The sequence below is a fragment of the Pseudomonas sp. So3.2b genome (assembly GCF_019464415.1).
Classification (GTDB): Bacteria; Pseudomonadota; Gammaproteobacteria; order Pseudomonadales; family Pseudomonadaceae; genus Aquipseudomonas; species Aquipseudomonas shahriarae.
This window is the reverse complement of the sequence record NZ_CP080494.1, coordinates 4,171,388-4,191,357: the sequence shown is the minus strand read 5'-3', so window position 1 is coordinate 4,191,357 and position 19,970 is coordinate 4,171,388. Positions and strand designations below refer to the sequence as shown.

Below are 19,970 nucleotides of genomic sequence, written 5' to 3'. Positions count from 1 at the left end.
TTACCTTGCCCGGGCCTGCCAGGCCAGGATTTCCTCGGCCATTGGCGAGGTCATTTCAGGCCACGGCACACCTTCGGTGAGGTACAACGGGTCTTTGGGCTGACGCTCAATGTATTTGCTGAAAATGTGCCGGATGGCGTACTTGACCGACACCGCCTTCGGGGCCGCCTGCAGGAATTGCTGCGGCTGACGCCCGGCGACCAGCCATTCGACCATGGCGGACGGCGCATCGAGGCGCTCATAAAGTTGCGGATATCGGGCTACCAGGCGAGTCTGGGCGGTCGGGTCGTTGACCTCCTCGATACGCAGCCAGCCGGCTTCGGTACGCACGATGCCGATGGCGATACAGTCGGCGGGTGTCTGCTGGTCGGTGTCCAGAGCATTCAGGCACTGCAGCAGGTCCTGGTAATAGCGCTCCACCGGAGGCCGGTTTTGCTTACCCTTTACCTGCTCGAGCGTCAAGGTGCCGTCGGCCTGGACGATCAGGCTGATGGTGATGTGTGGCTGGCCCTGACTGTCACGCAAACTGAACACGCGCATGCGCTGCTGTTCGACCGCTTCGGCATAGCGCTCGCCGTAGCCGCCAGTCAAGGCGCGGCGATCGGCGAACTGGCCCAGACAGTGGCGCATCACGTAGCTTTCAAAGGCCATTTCCGCGCGCAGCAAGGAACTTTCGGGACGCAGTTCCTGCAATACGTGCTCCACGGTGTTCACCCGTGCAAGCAAGGCCTCGGGCTGGCTCTGGCGCCAGCCTTGTTCGACACGCGCCGCCATCTGCGCGTGTTCCTTTTGCCACAGCATCAACGCCTGGGGGCAGTTGATGCGTTCGAGCTTGCCCGCCAGTGCTGTGCCCTGACGCGAGGTCAGGAACTCCACCAGCAAGGCTTCCAGCGCCAGCAATGGCGCCTGCTGCGGATCGACCCAGACCAGCGGTGCAAGTGAATCTTTTTTTGCATCGCTCAAATGCCCAACCACCCAGGACGGCGGCTCGGCTCCCAATGCCTCGATAGCCTGCCCCATGCTCAGGATTCGCCGCGCAGGCTCGAAATTGCCGACCAGATGACGGTAAAAATGGTTGAGCAACCATTTGCCCACCTCTGGCGCATCACCTCGGGCCTTGCTGCGCTCGGCAATGCCACGCTTGAGTTGATCGGCATTGAGTGCGTTGCGCGGGGCATAACCGGACGTTCGCAGCTCCGGTGTCACTTCCATATCTGCCACCAGGCTTTGCCGGCCGGTTTTGCCGGCGCCTGCAGTTCGGCGATGCACTGGCGGATCATTTCATTGTTTCCCCGATCAACTTCGTTGTTCGGATCACTGCGCAGAATGGAGCGCTGATAATAGGCCACGGCCTCTGCCTTGCGCTCGAGCCCCTTGAGCACATCGCCGGCACAAGCCAGCAGAGAGGATTCAGAGAGTTCATCGATGACCGGCGCGTAACGTAACCACAGGTTAGTGGCCGCCTCCGGCAGGCTGTATGACAGGTACATGGCAATTTTCATCCGTGCGAACAGCGGCGAGTACTCCAGGTCCTTGTCGCTGATTTCGCGCTCTTCCTGCCATTTGAGAATGCGCTCCAGCCAGATCAGAAGCTCGCGCTCGCGGTCCAGTCGAAACAGGGCGCGGGTGACGTCCTGTATGTAATCTTCCGGGTTGTGGCGGCCGTAGCCATAGTCGGCTGCGTAGTGCCATAGCTGTTCGGCGGCTTCGGCGACGCCTGGGTTATCGTTCAGCAGAATACGATTTTCGAGGATGCCCTGATAATGTTCGGCGAACGGGCTGGCGGCGATGCCACGGGAATGCAACTCAAGTGCTTGACCCATGAGTTTGTCGTTGTAGCAGCGGTAATTGATCGCCAGGTTGTTGCACAGCATTGAGTACAGGTGTGCGCAGGCATCGTAGCGGTGTCCGCGGCCGCTGGCGAAGCACTGCTCCATACGGGCCTGGCCATGTTCGTAGGCAACCTTTTGCACTTCCCGCAGCCGCCACCAGGCCGAATCTGCCTCCTCGCTGGAAAGCTTCTCGACATGCGTTTCGACCACGCTTTCAAGGGACGTCGCAAAATTGTAGTAGTACATGCCACTGGCCAATAGCGGCAAGGGTTGGCGCAAGGCATCGAATATGCCGAACGCACTGGCGTGGGCGCTGAACAGGCTGTAGACGCTGCGGTGGTCCTGCAGATCGCCGGCCGAAACCGCCTCGCGTAGCATCGTCAGTTCGGTGTTGGCGTCGATGCGCCCGGCCTGACGTTCACGTACCGCCACCAGACGAGTGATCCACGGGTGGTTCGGCGCGCGTCGCCGGGCTTCTGCAAGGGCCAGGGTGAAGACGTTGTCAATTTGCTCAAGGTCATCGCGCGCGTCATGCAGTGCATCGAGCAGCGGGCCCATGGACGGGGTCGACTCGTCCCGCCACGGCAGGCCGGAAGTGAAGCGCTCCAGCACCCTCTGATCATCACAGGCACGTATCACGCACAACGGCCACCACGCTGACTGGTCCTCGGCATCGAGCAGGCGATCCTGGACCCAGTAGGCCGTGCCCGGCCACATTTCGCCGCGCATTTCATAGATTTCCATGAATGCACGTTGCCCCGCGTCGTCGATTTGGCCGTTTTCAAGCAGCCAGGGCAAATGGAAGTCAACGAAGTTGTCACCGCCGCCGGACTCCAGACTCAGGGTCGCCACTTCACAGATTTTCAAAGCACCGGCGAGGTCGCCCTGGGCCTGCAATGAACGGGCGGCCAGACGTGCCAGGCGCACTTCCCATTCTCGACGCTGGGGCAGCGACAATTCGGCGATCAATCGCACAACCGGCTGTTCGAACATCGCCAGGCGCAACGGAACGATTTCGATCAGCGCATCGCCCAGCCACAGCCAGTCGTTACCGTCGACATCCTGATCTTCGCCAGCGGTGCGTAACGCGGCAATTGCCGCCAGCGCGGCTTCACGAGCCTCTTCGTCGCGTTCATGGGCGGCCAGCGCCTGGGCCCGTCGCTGGTGTTGATCGGCATCGTCCCAGGCTCGCAGTGCATGACGGTCGGGGTTGATCAGGGCAAGGGTGTGACGCACTTCGATGGTCTTCAGGGCGACGTCGAGGGTGGCGTGTTGGAGATCTTCGAAAATGCGGTAGCGCCGGTACTGCTCGATGTCGAACGGCAGCGGCTCGTTGGTCAATTGCTGAAGGTTGTCGAGCGCCTGAAGCAGGCCCTGCTCGTCTTTGAAGTAGTTGCCCAGACGCAGTTGGTAGATCAGCAGGTTGACCTTGAGTTCGTTGCGCTCATCATCAGGCGTAGCCTCGATCAGTGCCTGGCCGTCGTCGGCCAGTACCGCCCTGGCCGCGTCTGCATCACCCGCATTGACCCACAGCACGTGCAGCCGTCCGATCGACTCCAGCGAGGTTGCCTTGAGCGGTTGGCCGCGCAGCTGGCCCAACAGGTAGTCGACACCATGTTCCTGATGCTCGACCTCAAGACGGTCCATGAATTGATCCAGCTGGATGCCCGACAGCACGGTGCTGTTTTGCGTCATTGTGAACTCCATTTGCGAATGACTGTGCATCGCCCGATGCGTCCTGCGTCAGTGCCCTCGAGTGGGGCAACGGTTCTCGTGCACGTCTGCCTTTTACAGGTCACGAATGAAGAAAGGGATCGGGCAATACAGCGAGGTGCCGAACGCTACCAGCTGGCGTTTAAAAAACCAAGAGTGCGCGGGGGGGCAAAGTCAGTGATTAACGTGCATGCAGCGAGTCGAAACTGCGAATCGCCCGCAGATTGGTCGGCACTTCAGAAGGCTGATTCTGGCCAATTGCTGCCGTTCGCGACCGTCGGCTTTCGGCCAAAAGCTGACGGTGGCTACAGGCAGAAATCGACCCACTGCTGCCGTCTAGATCAGACGTGATCTTTGTTGGAGCGGGCTTACCCGCAAAGAGGCTGCTTGAGCAACGCACATACTCTTCGAGCGATGTCATCTGCGCCATCGGGAATGTCCACTGAAATGCCTAAATAGTGTTCAAGGTGCAGGGTGAGCGTGTGTTCATCTACCAACAGATCCCAGTAGCGCTGATCTTGACCATCGAGCCTCTCTTTCCAGCAACCTCCCAGCCCTTGCTCAAGAACCCGGGCCACGTCCTCGAAAAGCGTCCAGTCGGCTTCTTCTGAAACTTCAATCCTCACCATGCGTCACCTCACCACCAGAAGTCCCCCGATTCTGGTGGCTCCTGCGAATGGTCGCAATGGGTCGATTTCGGTCAGTCGTGACAGGCAGAAATCGGCCAATAGCGCACACTCAAGTATCGACTATGCTTGGAGCAATTCAGCCCTGTACCTGAAGGATCTAAACAATGGGGTACCTTGTCGTTGCTCACGCGATGAATGTGAAGCCGGAGCTAGAGCCACTTTCTACTTTGCCGATGAGTATTGGGTGGTCATTGCACCAGGATGAAAGCGCCACGTCGTTCTACTTAGACACGTTTAAGGCTGGCGAAGAACGGAAATGGCCCTTTACATCTATGCCACCTATTAATGATGTACCGTTTGAGCTCCCTCAAGAATTGGCAGCTCTATCGCGGGTATACAAATTGCTTAAGGATGCTCAGCTGGCCGACTACTTCAAGAGAGCTTTCCTGAATGTGAATTTAGCGCTAAGCAAAAGCCTTCAATTACGCGTTTGCAGCTTTTGCACAGATGACGACGGGCTGGATTTTGTGTGCGTATCGTCGAATGGTGAACTGCAAAGGCTGCGTTGCGTTTGCGGTGATCTGGATATCACCTATGAGCTTGGGACGGTCTTGATCCAACCGCTTCTGATAGATGGCGTGGAAGGCACCGACGCAAGTGGTCTACATGACCCGGAGAGTGGTATTCACGTCTTGAGTCGGAATATAGCGCCTTCGTCGTTACTGCATGCGGTGGCTTCAGCAGAAACCACTCGCTTTCTACAAGCAGAAAGCCCCCCTCTGGGTCTAGGTAGCTTCGATGGTATGGAGGTCGCTCCGATAAAGATTGCAGGCTCTAAGATCGCCTCGCTGGCGTCTAAGATGGTTGCTCAGAAGGCGTGGTGGAAGCGGTGGTAGTCGTATCGACGCCTTCGACCCAAGCCAGGAGGATTCTTCGGCGAAAAATAGTCAATTATCAGCCTCGAAAAATTGGGGCCGATAATGGGGTGCCAATTTTCAAAAAACTACCCGTCAAGATGGGCTGCAATCGGCCAAACGCGGCCGCTCGATATTTTTTAATTCATGAGGGCCGCTATTTCTCCAGCAAATTTTCGCGCACGAGCTTTAATTAAGGCTGACGCGGGCTGAAAAAAAAGCACTTGAGGCTTCCTTTTGACATTCACGCAACTGAGAGGGCGCATGGACGAAGTAGTCAAATTTTCACTGCCTGTGGTCTTGGCGATCCTTGCCTGGTGACTAAAGCTGTCTCGGGAGCAAAGCACAGTTGGTCGAGCTATTAACCTGGCAAATAAATAGGGCATATTAGATAATCTGTCTCCATGAAAATAGATGCCCGCAAACTCAGCCCCCAAGAACAACGTGAAAAGCGCTCCACGGCCCTACGCATGCGTGAGCAGGGTTACACCTACAAGGCTATTGGCGAAGCGGTTGGTGTTCACCCCCGCACTATTGCTCACTGGGCGCAGGTCGCAGAACATAAAGGCGAAAAGGCTGCCATTGCCGGCGGCCAGCGTGGTGTGCGCCAGGGTGATCGCCGCAGTTTGAGCTCCAGCCAGGAAGTGCTGATTCGCACCTTGATGACCGATAAGATGCCCGACCAACTCAAGCTCGGCTTTGCGCTCTGGACGCGTGATGCGGTGCGAGAACTGATCCGCCAGCGCTGTGGTTTTCTCATGCCGGTTCGAACGGTTGGTGAATATCTCAAGCGTTGGGGCTACACCCCGCAGCGCCCACTGCATCGGGCTTATCAGCAGAAACCTGAAGTGGTTCAGCACTGGCTGGATAATGAATATCCACGCATCGCACAGCGGGCCAAGGCTGAGAATGGTGAGATTCAGTGGGGCGACGAAACCGGTATGCGCAGTGACAGCCATGCTGGCCGCAGCTACGCCCCTATTGGCGAAACGCCGGTGCGCCTGGTCAGCGGCAGTCGTTTTTCCACCAACATGATTTCCACCGTGACCAATCGGGGCAAACTGCGCTTCATGCTGTATCGGGAAACGCTGACAGCCCCAGTGCTGATTCGCTTCCTGAGCCGCCTGATTCGCGATGCTCAGGGCCGCAAGGTGTTCCTGATTCTCGACAACCTGCGCGTACACCACAGCAAAAAGGTGAGCGCCTGGGTTGGCGACCGCAAAGAGCAAATCGAACTGTTCTTCTTGCCGGCCTACGCCCCGGAGTTGAACCCTGACGAGTATTTGAATTGTGATTTGAAACATCAGGTCCGCACGGGCTTGCCGGCGCGTAATCAGGACGAACTGGAAAGGCGTGTTCGCTCGGTCATGAGACGATTGCAATTACGCCCTCAAAGAATCCGTTCTTATTTCCGGCATCCACGTATCGCCTACGCAGCATGATTTGGTGTATTTGATTGCCGGGTTAATATCTACTCGGAGATCATGGCGCTAACGGAGATAACGAGACATCGGCACTTTTTGCAAGATTTGAGAGTGCGCGCAGAATTTTATCGCAGCGACCCGTCCAAGCCAGCCGAGGAGTACCGTATATCAGTGGCAGACCATTACTGCCGGGTTTACGCCGGGAACATTCAAAACATCGGTTGCTTGGATGCGGAACAAGCAGCCCTCATTGTCAGGTTCTATCAGCTTGCAGATAGTGTTGTGAGAGACGTTTCGCAGGGCGGGCAATTGTACCAGGGCACCAATGATCCATGTGCTTATGAGGAGAACGCTTTGCTTCTTGAACAAGCCATGCAGGTTGCCGAGAATCTCAAAATGCTGCGAGAGCGGCAGTCTAACGAGCCCTGGTATCTCCGCTGTTGGAAAGCAGTCACATGATTGCTGCATCGTAAACAGGACGAATCCCCCCCGATTTCCTATCCGCTGCATAAGTTAAAGTGCAGGGCATGTGAGAATATTGGCAATGGCGCGTAAAAAATCGGCGGGTTTGGTATGTCAAGCTTAGAGATGGTAAAGAGTCGATTTGAGTCGTTGAATGGCATTCGCACGGTGGATCCGAATTTTATTGAAAAGCTCGAGCATGAGTTGAAAATATCACTTCCAGATAGCTTCAAATTGGTTGGGGAGTTTTTCGATGGAAGTGGTATTTATGTTTTACCGCTGCACCAGATCGGTTGGGAATCCCCAACTAACGTTCTTGATGAAACGAAGCGTTTGAGAAACAGTGGCCGACTTTTATCAAACTATCTTGTGTTGGGGGAGCCTGCTGAAGGTTTGATCGTGATGGATTGCAATTCCCAATTGGGGCAAGTGCTCTGGTGTGATGCGATTGATGTTAATCGGATTGGTAAAGAATCACTGATGACAGCACCTGAAGTATGGGGCTCCTACTTGGATTTTGTTGAGTATTTGGTTTCGGAGGAAGAGTCTGATCGACTGTAAGCAGCGCGTTAAGGCGTGCTCGACGTCGACCCATCTTCTGCTCGGGAGAAACCAGGTTCTTGATCAATTCACAGGATGCATCCGAGTCGTAACTCTATACCGTGCAGGCCTTCAGTCAATCATGTCGGCGATTCTAACCGTCCCGAAACTTCGTACAAAACCTAAACCGAGGTCCGTCAGGGAATGAATACCGCTGTTTTGATAGACATCATTGAGGGGCCGCTTCTGGCCGAACGCGGCCATACGACAAGTGCCCCGAATCGTGGGCAATTTGGTAGTTCGTGTTCGGCCGGCAGGTACCCCCCGGAAAGTCTAAGAAGTCACTAGATGAGGGGTCACATAGACCCACGCGGCATATGTGAAGAAACACATGCCAGTGCAGAAGCAAACAAATCCAATCAGGCTTGCCCCCCACATCAAACATCTCGCTTCACGCTGCGTCCCGCCCTGACTACTGCCAGCCCCCCTTGCCATTTTCATAACACTTGACCTTCCCCTCATGGCAAGCCGGATAAGACACTCCAGTGTTGGTTTGTCCTGAAAATTACAAGGAGGTACACGATGTACGGCAAGCGCATAACCCTGGTCGCCGTGGCGATAGCTGTCGTGTTCACGCTGGGTGGCTGTAAAGAGAGCGCGCCCGCGGCCGATGCCGCCAAGCCGCCTGGTGTGCCGGTGGCCGAGGTGGTTGCGCAGCCGGTGACTCCGTTTGTTGAATACACCGGTTCCTTGACCGCGATTGAGCAGGTTGAGTTGCGCCCGCGTGTCAGTGGTTATCTGCAAAGTGTCAGCGTGCCTGAAGGGCAATCCGTGGCCAAGGGCAGCCTTTTGTTTATGATCGACCCGCGGGAGTTCCAGGCGGCGCTGAACGCTGCCAAGGGCCGTTTGCGTGAGGCTGAGGCCAATGCATTGCTGGCCCAGGCCGAGCATGGTCGGGCTGAGCAACTGTTCGCCAAAAAGGTGGTGGCGCGGGATCGTCTCGACAGCGCCATCGCCTCGTTGAATGCCGGCAGGGCTCAGGTCGACGCCGCCAAGGCTGCGCTGGATGCTGCACAACTGGACTTGAGCTACACCCGCGTCACTGCGCCCATCAGCGGGCGTGTCGACCGCGCCCTTGTCACCGAGGGCAACTACGTCACCCGTGGGGTGACGCCGCTGACGACGATCGTTTCTATCGACCCGCTGCATGTGTATTTCGATGTCGACGAGCGCACCTATCTGCGCTCGCTTGCCGCGACTCGGGAGGTTGCTGCGTCGAAAGGGGAAAAGGCCGCCAGGGTCATGGTGGCGATGCTTAACGATGCAAGCTATGCACGCGCCGGGCGGGTGGACTTCCTGGCCAATGCGGCCGACCGCAAGACCGGCACAGTGCGTGCGCGTGCCGTGGTCGACAACCCGGATGGGCGCCTGACGCCGGGGCTGTTCGCCAAGGTCAAGCTGGACATCGGCGCGCCGCAACCCCGGGTGTTGGTGGCCGACCACTCGATTGGCACTGACCAGGGCCGCCGCTATGTGCTGGTGGTCGGCGCAGACGACAAGACCGAATACCGTCCCGTCGAACTGGGGCCGATGGCCAACGGCTTGCGCGTGATTGAGCAGGGCCTGCAACCGGGTGAACGCATTGTCGTCAAGGGGCTGGTGCGCCCCGGCATGCAGGTGACGCCATTGGCCGCCAGGATTGATGGGGCGCCGTTGGATGCGCCGTTGGTGTTGGGGGGCGTGCAATGAGCTTCCCACGCTTTTTCATTGACCGGCCGATCTTCGCCATCGTGCTGTCGGTGTTAATGATGATCGCCGGCATCGTGGCCTTCTTTCATTTGCCTCTCAGCGAATACCCCGCCGTGACGCCGCCCACGGTGCAAGTGACGGCTTCTTATCCGGGCGCCAACCCCCAGGTGATCGCCGAGACGGTGGCGGCGCCCCTTGAGCAGGTGATCACCGGCGTCGAGGGCATGCTGTATATGACGTCGCAATCGGCGACCGATGGCCGCATGATCCTCACCGCGACCTTCGCCCAGGGCACCAACGCGGACATGGCGCAGATCCAGGTGCAGAACCGCGTCTCGCGGGCCCTGCCGCGTTTGCCCGAAGAGGTGCAGCGCCTGGGCGTGGTTACGCAGAAGACCTCCCCGGACATCCTCATGGTGGTCCACCTGCTGTCGCCCGACCAACGTTATGACCCGCTCTACATCTCCAACTATGCCTACCTCCAGGTGCGCGACGAGCTGTCGCGGATTCCGGGGATCAACGACGTGCTGGTGTGGGGGGCGGGCGAGTACAGCATGCGTCTGTGGCTCGACCCGGACCTGATCGCCGCCCGTGGCTTGACCGCAGGCGATGTAATTACCGCAGTGCGTGAGCAAAACGTGCAAGTGGCGGCCGGCTCGGTCGGCCAGGCGCCTGACTCCAGCGCGGCGTTCCAGGTCACGGTCAATACCCTCGGGCGCCTGACGGACGAGGAGCAGTTTGGCGACATCATCATTCGCACCGGTGATAACGGCCAGGTGACGCGTCTGCGCGATGTGGCCCGTGTCGAAATGGGCGCCGATGCCTACGCGCTGCGCAGCCTGTTGGACGGCGAGCCGGCCGTTGCCCTGCAGATCATCCAGAGCCCGGGCGCCAACGCGCTGGATGTGGCGCAAGCGGTGCGCGATACCATGCAGCGTCTGGAGGCCAATTTCCCCGAGGGCATGGTGTCGCGGATTGCCTATGACCCGACAGTGTTTGTGCGTGCATCGCTGGAGTCAGTGGCCATCACCCTGATGGAAGCGATCCTGCTGGTGGTCCTCGTGGTGGTGGTGTTCCTGCGTAACTGGCGTGCGTCGCTGATCCCGTTGATGGCCGTGCCGGTGTCGATCATCGGCACCTTTGCGGTCATGCATCTGATGGGCTTCTCCCTCAATACCTTGTCGTTGTTCGGCCTGGTCCTGTCCATCGGGATTGTGGTCGACGATGCAATCGTGGTGGTCGAGAACGTCGAGCGGCATATCGAGAACGGCGAGGAGCCGACGCAGGCTGCGCGGCGAGCGATGGGCGAGGTCACCGGGCCGATTATTGCGATCACCTCGGTACTCGCTGCGGTGTTCATCCCCACCGCCTTCCTCAGTGGCCTGCAAGGTGAGTTCTATCGGCAGTTCGCGCTGACCATCGCGATTTCCACGATCCTGTCGGCGGTCAACTCCTTGACCCTCAGCCCGGCACTCGCCGGCCTGTTGCTGCGCCCGCGCGACGCTGCAGTGGTGCATGACCCGCGCAGCCTGCGCGGTCGCGCCGCGCATCTGGTGCAAGTGCTGAGCCGGCCGTTCCAGCGGGCACCGCAGGCGTATGGCAACACGGTGCGCAAGGTCGCGGGTCGTCGCGGCGCGGCGCTGTTGGTGTATGGCGGCTTACTGGCGCTGACCTGGTTTGGTTTCAGCGCTGTACCGGCGGGCTTCGTGCCGATGCAAGACAAGTACTACCTGGTAGGTATCGCCCAGTTGCCCAATGCGGCCTCCCTCGATCGTACCGATGCGGTGGTGCGGCAGATGTCGAAAATCGCCCTGGATGAGCCGGGCGTCGAAAGCGTGGTGGCGTTCCCTGGGCTGTCGGTCAACGGCTTCGTTAACGTACCGAATGCTGCCGTAATGTTCGTTATGCTCGATCCGTTCAAGGAGCGTACTTCTCCCGACATGGCTGCGGTCGCCATCGCCGGGCGCCTGCAAGCCAAGTTCGCGAGCATTCCCGACGGTTTCCTCGGTGTATTCCCACCGCCGCCAGTGCCCGGCCTTGGAGTGACCGGAGGCTTCAAGCTGCAGGTTGAGGACCGGGGTGGGGTCGGGCTCCAGGCTCTGGTGCAGCAGACCCAGGTGCTGATGACAAAAGCCACCGAGTCGGGTCAGGTCGCCGGGTTGATGACCAGCCTGGACGTCAATGCGCCCCAACTGAATGTCGATATCGACCGCACCCAGGTCAAGAGCCAGGGGGTGCGACTGGCGGATGTGTTCGAGTCTTTGCAGGTCTACCTCGGTTCGCTGTACGTCAACGACTTCAACCGGTTCGGCCGCACCTACAAGGTGACTGCCCAGGCCGATGCGGACCACCGCATGCAGGCCGAAGCCATCGGCCGCCTGCAGGTGCGCAACGCGGCCGGGGACATGCTGCCGTTGTCGGCGTTTGTCACCGTTACACCGAGTTCCGGGCCCGATCGGGTGATTCATTACAACGGCTATCCTTCGGCCGACATCTCTGGCGGAGCGATGCCTGGGGTCAGTTCCGGGCAGGCCGTCGCACTCATGGAGCGCCTGGCACAGGAGGTACTGCCCGAGGGCGTGACCTATGAATGGACGGACTTGACCTACCAGCAAAAGCTCGCCGGGTCATCGGCGCTGTTCATTTTCCCGCTGTGTGTGTTGCTGGCCTATCTGATCCTGGCCGCGCAATACAACAGTTGGTTGTTGCCCCTGGCGGTCTTGCTGATTGTGCCCATGTGTCTGCTCAGCGCGATCATCGGCGTTTGGTTGGTGGACGGCGATAACAACGTGTTTGTACAGATCGGGCTGGTGGTACTGGTCGGCCTGGCTGCGAAAAACGCCATCCTGATTGTCGAGTTCGCTCGCAGCCTTGAAGCCGAAGGCGCCAACCCGCTGGAAGCGGTTATCCATGCGTGCCAGCTGCGCTTGCGACCGATTCTGATGACCTCGCTGGCGTTCATCGCCGGTGTGGTGCCGCTGGTATTTGCCAGCGGTGCCGGGGCCGAGATGCGCCATGCCATGGGGGTTGCGGTGTTTGCCGGGATGTTGGGGGTGACCCTGTTCGGTCTGTTCCTGACGCCGGTGTTCTACATGGTGATGCGCAGCCTTGCGCTGCGCAAGGTTTCGAGTCCGAAGCTGCAGTTGGAGGAGCGCGTGTCATGAAATTGGCCTATCAAGCGTTTCTGGTGTCGTCGCTCCTGCTGGCTGGCTGCACCGCAGTCGGGCCCGATTACTCCGCGCCGGTGTTGCCCGCCGCGCAACGGCCAGCAAGCTTCGGCGCGCCCATTGCCGGTCTTGGTACGGGCGATGTCGAGGTGCAGTGGTGGCGTGTGTTCGATGAGCCGGCCCTCAGCCAATTGATCCAGCAGGCGCTGGCGGCCAACCACGATATCGGCATCGCGGCCGCGCGTCTCGACGAAGCCAAGGCGATGTTGCGCGAGAGCCGCCAGGGCTTCTTGCCCAGCGGCGGTGCCGCGTTAGGGTATGAGCACCGACAGCGCAGCGAAGTCGAGACCCCCTCGGCCAGCAGCGCTCCCTTGAAACCACGCGCGCGGCGCTGGATGCCGCCTGGGAAATCGATTTGTTTGGCCGCGTCCGGCGCTCGGTGGAGGCGGCGCAGGCCCAGGCGGGATCGCGCCAGGCGTTGCTGCGCAGCGTGCAGGCGAGCGTCGCCGCCACCGTCGCGGCAACCTGGTTCGAGCTGCAGGGGGCGAAGCCGAGCAGGCGGTAGTGGCGGACATCAGTCAAAGCCAGCGTGACAGCCTGGGCCTGGTGGAGCACTTGGTCAGCGTAGGCGCCGCCACCGAATTCGATCGGCTGCGTGCCGAGGCCTTGCTGCGCAATGTCGAGGCGGTAGCGCCTGGCCTGGAGCGACGTCGGGCAACCACCACCAACGCGTTGGCGGTATTACTGGGGCAGGCGCCACAAGGGTTCAAACTACCGCAGGCCCGGCCCGGCCGTGAGACCTTGAACCTGCGCACCCTGCAGGTGGGCGACCCGGCCGGCTTGCTGGCCCGGCGCGCCGATATCGCCGCAGCCGAACGGGTGCTGGCAGCCGAGACCGCGCAGATCGGCGTGGCAACAGCCGGTTTGTATCCGGATATCCAGGTGCAGGGCTCCATCGGTCTGCTGGCCGGAAGCCTCGGCGCCTTGGGCGACTCGGGCATGCAGTCGAACTTTATCGCACCGGTCATTCGCTGGTCGCTGCTGGACACTGGGCGCGTACGCGCGCGGATCGCCGCCAGCGAGGCGCGCACCCAGGCGGCATTGATCAGCTACGACCAGACCGTATTGCGCGCCCTGCAAGAAACCGATGACGCGTTCCAGGCCAACAGTGCTGCAGGCAGCACCTTGGGCTTGCGGCTGCTGGAAGCGGCGGCCAATCGTGAGGCGGCGAGGTTGGCCCGCACGCGTTTCACGGAAGGTGAGGGGGTGTATCTGGACGTCCTGGAGGCCGAGCGCGCGGACTTCAGCAGCCGCCGCGCACTGACTGTGGCGCGCACCGAGCAGCGCTTGGCGGTGGTCGGTATCTACAAGGCATTGGGCGGTGGCTGGCAGATCTGCGAGCAGGCGGGGCAGGTGTGCAGCGGTGCTGCGGCACTGCGTTAGACACCGTTGTTGTACGCAAGCGCGCTGCTTGCGGTGTTCGGCGAAGAACGGCCTGGCGGCAGATTTACTGTCGCAAGCCACCATTTATCGAATGAGGAGTCACCCAGATGGATACCAAGCAGGTTCTAACCGTTGGCCTGGCAGTGCTAGGCGCGGCGACAATGCCGTCGATGGCAGCCCAGGAAAGCATCAAAGGCACGTTCGCGCTGCCCGGCGAGAGCGAAAAGGCTGTTGGCGCGCTGATCGTCAAAGAAACCGGCCCACTGACACGTGAGTTGTCGATTGCCTTTACCGACAAGGCCACCGGGCAACCGATCGTGCAGTTTGACGAAGAACTGACCCAGCGCCTTCATGTGCTGGCGACCGACAGCCATTTCACCAGCTTTATCCATGAGCACGCGGCCAAGCTGGGCGCTGATGGTCGCTTCAAGGTCGCGATGAAGTTTCCCCGGCCGGGCACCTATTACGTCTATGCCGATGCCGTGCCGAGCGGGCTTGGCCAGCAGGTGGTGCGCTTCGAGGTGCCAGTACAAGGCGGCAGCGATGCGGTGGCCCAGGCGCCGGCCAAGCCGGAGCAAGGTAGCGATGGCCCGTACACGGTCAAGTTGGACACGTCGGCCTTGCGTGCCGGCAGCGAAAGCATGATGTCGCTGACCGTGCTCAAGGATGGCAAGCCGGCCCAGGACCTGGACACCTACCTGGGTGTGGCGGCCCATGCGGTTTTCGTCAGTACCGATGAGCTGGACTATGTGCATGCGCACGCCATGGCGGCGCAGGCCGCCCACGGTGACCATGGCGACCCAGGCGCAGTCTCGGCGCAGTTGATGCTGCATGCCAAGCCCGCGCATGCGGGGCCTTATGCCTTGTGGATTCAATTCAAGGGAGGCGACAAAATTCGTACCGTGCCTTTCCTCGTGACAGTTCCCGCCGCGTCCTGAAGCCTCCCCCCGGCATCCTCGCCTCGCCGTTGGTCAGCCATCGGCGGGGCGAACAGCCCTGGTTACGGGCTGTTTCAACTCAATGAAAAGAATTTTCCTACAGGTGTTGACCTTGCCACTGGAGGAACCTTTAGGATTTTTTTCGAGTACGTAAACATCATAAAAATAAGGATCAAAGGGGTTATCAATGGATACTGCTGCCCTGCAACAACGCCCGGACGCCCATCAGTGCACCATCGCTTCGGCGCTGATGGCTGATGCTTTAAAGCCCGGCGCGCCATACACCCAGGTCACCAGCGCGCTGGAAGCGCTGCTCGCGCTGACCCGGCAAGGCCTGTCGGGAGACGCCGGCGCCTACGCCCACTACCAGTCAGCACTGCTGCAACTGCACATTCCCGGCGAGCCGCGCACCGAGCCGACCCGTCGCTGGATGGCCAGTGAGGTTTACCGCGTTGAAGATGAATTCGCGGCCGACCTGCCGAGTTTCACCGCACTGCCGGCGGATGAGTTCCGCAAGCAGGTCGATGCTGAAATCGCCGCACGCAGCCGGGTCAATCATCCCATGTCGGTGCACCTGTTCCAGGGCACGCCGCCGGTGCAAGACGTGCGCTTCTTCCTGGAACACCACTGGACCCGCTCTTACAACTTCTACAGCCTGCTGGCCGAACTGGCCTTTCGCTTCGAAGCCATTGAGGACGCGTCGGTGTTCTACCGCAACCTTTACGGCGAAGCGGGCGCGGAGACACCGGAGCGTTCCCACCCGGCGATGCTGGCCCACCTCATGGAGTATTTCGATATTCCGCTGGCGATTGACTTCCCGGCACTGCACCCCCTGGAAAAGGCCTACCTGAACAATCGCATTCGTTGTGTGCGGCACACCGATGTGGCGTGGGGCCTGGCGTTGCTGTACGCCGTCGAGTCGGTCAGTTGCGTCAACCATCGGCGCATCTACGAGTTGTTGCAGCGCCTTGAGGTGCCAGAGGGGCCCAGTGAGTTCCACCGCCTGCATGGCACCCAGGATGAGATCGACACCGAGGAAATGTGGGCACTGATCGCCAAGTTCGCCAGTGATGAAGGCTTCCAGCGCATGTTCATGCGGGCGCTCAAGCGTCACTTCGAAATCAACAAGGCCTACTTCGACAGCCTGTGGCAGCAGATGCAGGAACAACGCCTGCCCGCCTGATCCTCCCAGCGACCCTAGAACAAAAAAATGGAGCACATGATGAGCCCACGTAATTTTTCGCTGCCGCAATTACAGAGCATTCACACCGCTGAAGCCCGCCTGCTGGCTGAGGCGCTCAAACCTGACACGACATTCAACCGTATCGAAATTGCCGCCAATATGCTGCGCGCCTTGTGCGAATCGGGCCACCGGGGCGATGCCGCGAACGCGGCGCAGTGTCAGCAATTGTTGTACATCCTGTCGCTGAGCGATGACGTCGCCACTGCCTCGACCCGGCGCTGGCTGGCCAATGCGATCTATGGCGTGCAAGAGCGTTTCATGCCGTCTGCGGACCTGGCATCGCCCTTGTCCGAAGCTGGCTTCCAACAGCGCCTGGAAGAGGAAATCGCCGCGCAGTCGCGGGAAAACCATCCGATGTCGCAGTACATATTTGAAGGCAAGGCCTCCCGTGAGCAACTGCAGGTGTTCCTGCATCACCAGTGGTTCCGCACCTTCCGCCTGTACCGCGACGCAGCGGACCTGCTGGTCAACCTCACCGACGTGGATGAGGCAGCCGCGCTTGGCCGTTACCTCTACGGCGAGCTGGGCGAAGAGGACGAGCAGCGCTCCCACCCACGGCTGTTGGCCAAGCTCCTCGGCGCCGTGGGCCTGCCTGCCGATTTCGACGCCATCTCGACCATGCCCGAAGAGATCGCCTACCTGAACAACCGGGCCCGGTGCTTTCGCAACCCGGATGTCGGCTGGGGCCTGGCGGTGTTCTACATCACCGAACTGGTGGTTCCCGGCAACCACGGCAAGTTGTACAACGCCTTGCGCAACGCTGGCCTGAGCCAGGACGACGCGGAGTACTACGAAGTGCATATCAGCCTTGTCCCGCCGCGGGCCAAGCGTGAATGGGCGCTGATCTCACGGCGTATTCCGGACCTCGCGTTCCAGAATTCATTCCTGACGTCCCTGGCCCAGCACTTCCGGCTGGAGAGGGCTTATTACGACGCTGTCTGGGAAGAAGTGCAGCGCGTGAAGTAGCCCTCCCTGGACAACGCGAGTAACCCGACATGCCGAGTCATATATCAGAATCCCGTATCCACGGGGGCGCTTACTCGTCCCCGGAATTTGCCGCGATCTTCTCTGATGCCAATCAGGTGCAGAAGTGGCTCGATGTTGAAACAGCGCTGGCGGCGACCCAGGCGCAGATGGGCATCATCCCCCATGAAGCTGCGCGGGAAATCGCCCGGGTGGCCAGTGTGGAGCTGCTCGACCTCGACGCACTGGGGCGCGAGAGCATGGAAACCGGGCACATCCTGGTGCCGACCATTCGCGCACTGGAGGCCTTGTGCGCCGATGGGTTGGGTGAATACGTGCATTACGGCGTGACCACCCAGGACATCCTCGATACCGGGCTCATCTTGCAGGTTCGCGATGCCTGGGGCCTGGTCTTGCAGCGTTTGCGGGGGATTCGTGGGCATTTGCTCACGCTCGCCCTGCAGCATAAGCACACGCCGATGGTCGCCAGGACCCACGGGCAGCAAGCGCTGCCCACCACGTTTGGCTACAAGGTCGCGGTGTGGGTCGATGAAATTGATCGACACCTTGAGCGCTTTGATGAGGCGTATGCCCGGGTAATGGTGGGCAACCTGACCGGCGCCGTGGGCACCTTGGCGGCCTTGGGCACACAGGGCCTGGAGGTACAGCGCCGGACCCTGGAAAGCCTTGGCCTGGCGGCACCGTTGAGCAGTTGGCACAGCGCCCGCGACCGGGTCCTGGAGGCGGCCTGGCTGCTGGTCCAGGCCTCGGCGACCTTGGGCCGGGTCGCCAATGAGATCTACCACCTGCAACGCACCGAGATAGATGAAGTGCGTGAAGGCCGCCGGGCAGGGCAGGTGGGGAGCAGCACCATGCCCCACAAGCAAAACCCGTCGACGGTGGATCTGATCAGCGCGCTTTCGCGGCTGGTACGCGCACAAATGCTCGCGCTGACCGATGCGGCGTTCCAGTTGCACGAGCGTGACGGCACCACCTGGCGCATCGAATGGGCGGCCTTGCCGGAGCTGTTCATCTACGCCGGTGCCTTGCTTGCACGGATGGAGGGTGTGCTGCTGGCCGGGCTGGACGTGCGCGAAGCGCGCATGCGCAGCAACCTGGATTTGCTGGACGGGCTGATCCTGTCGGAGCGGGTCATGCTCGCGCTGGCGCCTCGTCTGGGCAAGCAGACGGCCCATCAGTTGGTCCACGAAATAGCTCTGCAAGCCCAAGGCGCGGGTGTTTCTTTTCGCGAAGCCCTGCTCAACGATCAGCGTTTGCACGGCTGTTTCACCCGCCAAGCGCTCGACGACCTGCTTGACCCGACCACCTACACGGGGCTTGCGGCACAGATGGTCGAATTGGTGGCGAACAAAGCGATACCCCGGTCTTCAAGCGATGGCCTTGAAGCGGTGATGGCAACCCCAGGAAATGTCGGTCAGTCCCAGTACGCGATGGAGGGTATGTGATGGATTCGCAAACGTTGGAAAAGGTAGCCCGTGCATCTTGCACCGCTCGTTCGGAACACCTCGGCCTGGGTCATGACGGCGAGCAGTGCCGGCACGAACACAGCCACATCCTCGACTCGAAAACCCACGGTTCAGGCTATGCCGGCCCGCAGAGCCGCAAGATCTTCTGCAGTCACTGCCGCCTGCAGCGCTGGCTGGATGTGGAAGCTGCGCTGGCCATGGCCCAGGCCGATGTCAATATCATCCCGCTCGAGGCCGCCCTGGAGATCGAAAAAGCCGCCTTGCTGTCGGGCATCAATGTGCGCCAGTTGGCCGAAGGCGTGGCTGCCACCGGTCATTCGCTGATGCCCTTGCTGAGCGCCCTGCAAAAAAACTGCAGCCCGAGTGCCCGTGAATTCGTGCACTACGGCGCCACCACCCAGGACATACAGGACACCGCCCAGTCCATGGAAATGCGCGACGTCCTCGACGCGATGGACCTGGCCCTGGAAACCTTGCTGGGCAAACTGTCGACGCTGGCCGATGCGCACCGTGATTCGCTGATGGTCGCCAGGACCCATTCGATCCCAGCCTTGCCAACCACCTTCGGGCTGAAGGTCGCCGGCTGGATTGATGAACTGCTGCGCCACCGCCAGCGCCTGGCTGAGGCCCGCCAGCGAGTGCTGGTGGTGCAGCTGTTTGGCGGGGTCGGCACGATGGCGGCGTTCGGTCCGGACGCGATGCCCATGCTGGAGCGTTTTGCGCAGCGCTTGTCGCTGCAAGTGCCCCTGACCGGATGGCACGTGTCCCGTGACCGTGTCGCAGAGTTCGTCAGTACCTTGGCCATGGTCACCGCATCGCTGGCCCGTGTGGCCGACGAAATCCGCACGCTCAATCGTTGGGAGATCGGCGAAGTGGAAGTGGGCTGGAGCGATCAACAGATCGGCAGCAGCACCATGCCCCACAAGCGCAACCCCGAGGGCTGCGAGCAGGTCGTGGTCCTGGCGCGGTTGGCCAAGGCCCAGGTCGTGCTCGCGCTGGACGCGATGATCCTCGAGCACGAGCGCGATTACCGTGGCACGCGCCTGGAGTGGTGTGCGGTGGCGGACGTTTCGCACTATGCGCTGATGGCGCTCTCGATCCTGACCGAGACCATCGACGGGCTGACCGTTAACGTCAAGAAGATGGAATGCACCGCCCAGGGCTATGGCGATGCGATCTGCACCGAAGCCGTGGTGTTCGAAATGGCACGCAAGCTCGGCAAGAGCAGCGCCTACCAAATCATCTTCGAAGTGTCCCAGGCGAGCCAGCGCGATCACGTGTCGATCCGCACGGCGATCGAGGCCGATACCCGGGTGGTCGCTGTCATGGATGCAGGCGTCCTGGCGCGGCTGTTCGAGCCCAGAAGCCATCTGGGCATGTCCGAACGCATTGTCGATAACGTGCTGTCCAAACTGACGGACCGCTGACCCTTGCTCAATGAGCAGGCTTGCAAACTTATCAAGGAG

At 60.5% G+C, this 19,970-nt stretch carries 14 protein-coding genes and 1 pseudogene; 12 read left to right on the top strand and 3 right to left on the bottom strand.

All coding sequences use genetic code 11. From position 1 onward, the window contains the following. The 3 genes from K1X80_RS18695 to K1X80_RS18685 form a co-directional block, all read right to left on the bottom strand. A complete protein-coding gene (locus tag K1X80_RS18695; protein WP_128593352.1) occupies positions 1–1,212 on the bottom strand; it encodes a hypothetical protein in 1,212 nt (403 codons plus the stop codon). Next, complete coding sequence (locus K1X80_RS18690; RefSeq protein ID WP_220172406.1) at positions 1,203–3,527, bottom strand: hypothetical protein; 2,325 nt, start codon at positions 3,525–3,527, stop codon at positions 1,203–1,205. The genes K1X80_RS18695 and K1X80_RS18690 overlap by 10 nt, the downstream gene beginning before the upstream one ends. Positions 3,528–3,913: 386 nt before the next feature. Then, positions 3,914–4,174, bottom strand: coding sequence for a DUF3630 family protein (locus K1X80_RS18685; RefSeq protein ID WP_034103363.1), 261 nt, complete (start codon positions 4,172–4,174; stop codon positions 3,914–3,916). Positions 4,175–4,338: 164 nt separating this feature from the next. Between K1X80_RS18685 and K1X80_RS18680 the strand changes: the two genes are divergently transcribed. The 12 genes and pseudogenes from K1X80_RS18680 (at position 4,339) to K1X80_RS18625 (ending at position 19,931) form a co-directional block, all read left to right on the top strand. Continuing rightward, complete coding sequence (locus K1X80_RS18680) at positions 4,339–5,070, top strand: hypothetical protein (protein WP_128593351.1); 732 nt, start codon at positions 4,339–4,341, stop codon at positions 5,068–5,070. A 422-nt stretch (positions 5,071–5,492) separates the two neighbouring features. Further along, the gene (locus tag K1X80_RS18675; RefSeq protein ID WP_013982509.1) at positions 5,493–6,530 is read left to right on the top strand and encodes an IS630-like element ISPa47 family transposase; all 1,038 of its coding nucleotides are present in this window, start codon (positions 5,493–5,495) and stop codon (positions 6,528–6,530) included. A 93-nt stretch (positions 6,531–6,623) separates the two neighbouring features. Then, entirely contained in the window at positions 6,624–6,971 is a 348-nt protein-coding gene (locus tag K1X80_RS18670; protein ID WP_128593350.1) for a hypothetical protein, read from the top strand. 114 nt (positions 6,972–7,085) lie between these two features. Next, positions 7,086–7,535: an SMI1/KNR4 family protein gene (locus K1X80_RS18665; protein WP_120733590.1), complete on the top strand. Its 450-nt coding sequence runs from the start codon at positions 7,086–7,088 to the stop codon at positions 7,533–7,535. Positions 7,536–8,096: 561 nt separating this feature from the next. Further along, the gene (locus K1X80_RS18660) at positions 8,097–9,263 is read left to right on the top strand and encodes an efflux RND transporter periplasmic adaptor subunit (protein WP_186625958.1); all 1,167 of its coding nucleotides are present in this window, start codon (positions 8,097–8,099) and stop codon (positions 9,261–9,263) included. Further along, complete coding sequence (locus K1X80_RS18655; protein ID WP_220172405.1) at positions 9,260–12,427, top strand: efflux RND transporter permease subunit; 3,168 nt, start codon at positions 9,260–9,262, stop codon at positions 12,425–12,427. The genes K1X80_RS18660 and K1X80_RS18655 overlap by 4 nt, the downstream gene beginning before the upstream one ends. Beyond that, positions 12,424–13,873 (top strand): annotated as a pseudogene (locus K1X80_RS28605) (efflux transporter outer membrane subunit). The gene K1X80_RS18655 and the pseudogene K1X80_RS28605 overlap by 4 nt, the downstream one beginning before the upstream one ends. A gap of 107 nt (positions 13,874–13,980) precedes the next feature. Next, positions 13,981–14,811, top strand: a complete 831-nt coding sequence (locus K1X80_RS18645; RefSeq protein ID WP_057960139.1) for a hypothetical protein — start codon at positions 13,981–13,983, stop codon at positions 14,809–14,811. Between the two features lie 187 nt (positions 14,812–14,998). Beyond that, positions 14,999–15,994 (top strand): HOASN domain-containing protein, encoded by a 996-nt coding sequence (locus tag K1X80_RS18640; protein WP_120733586.1) that lies wholly within the window; start codon positions 14,999–15,001, stop codon positions 15,992–15,994. Between the two features lie 39 nt (positions 15,995–16,033). Next, complete coding sequence (locus K1X80_RS18635; RefSeq protein WP_057441693.1) at positions 16,034–17,020, top strand: HOASN domain-containing protein; 987 nt, start codon at positions 16,034–16,036, stop codon at positions 17,018–17,020. Between the two features lie 29 nt (positions 17,021–17,049). Continuing rightward, entirely contained in the window at positions 17,050–18,483 is a 1,434-nt protein-coding gene (gene purB / locus K1X80_RS18630; protein ID WP_057441691.1) for an adenylosuccinate lyase, read from the top strand. After that, entirely contained in the window at positions 18,483–19,931 is a 1,449-nt protein-coding gene (locus K1X80_RS18625) for an adenylosuccinate lyase family protein (RefSeq protein WP_115128610.1), read from the top strand. Before purB ends, K1X80_RS18625 begins: the two co-directional genes overlap by 1 nt. The last annotated feature ends 39 nt before the right edge of the window (positions 19,932–19,970 follow it).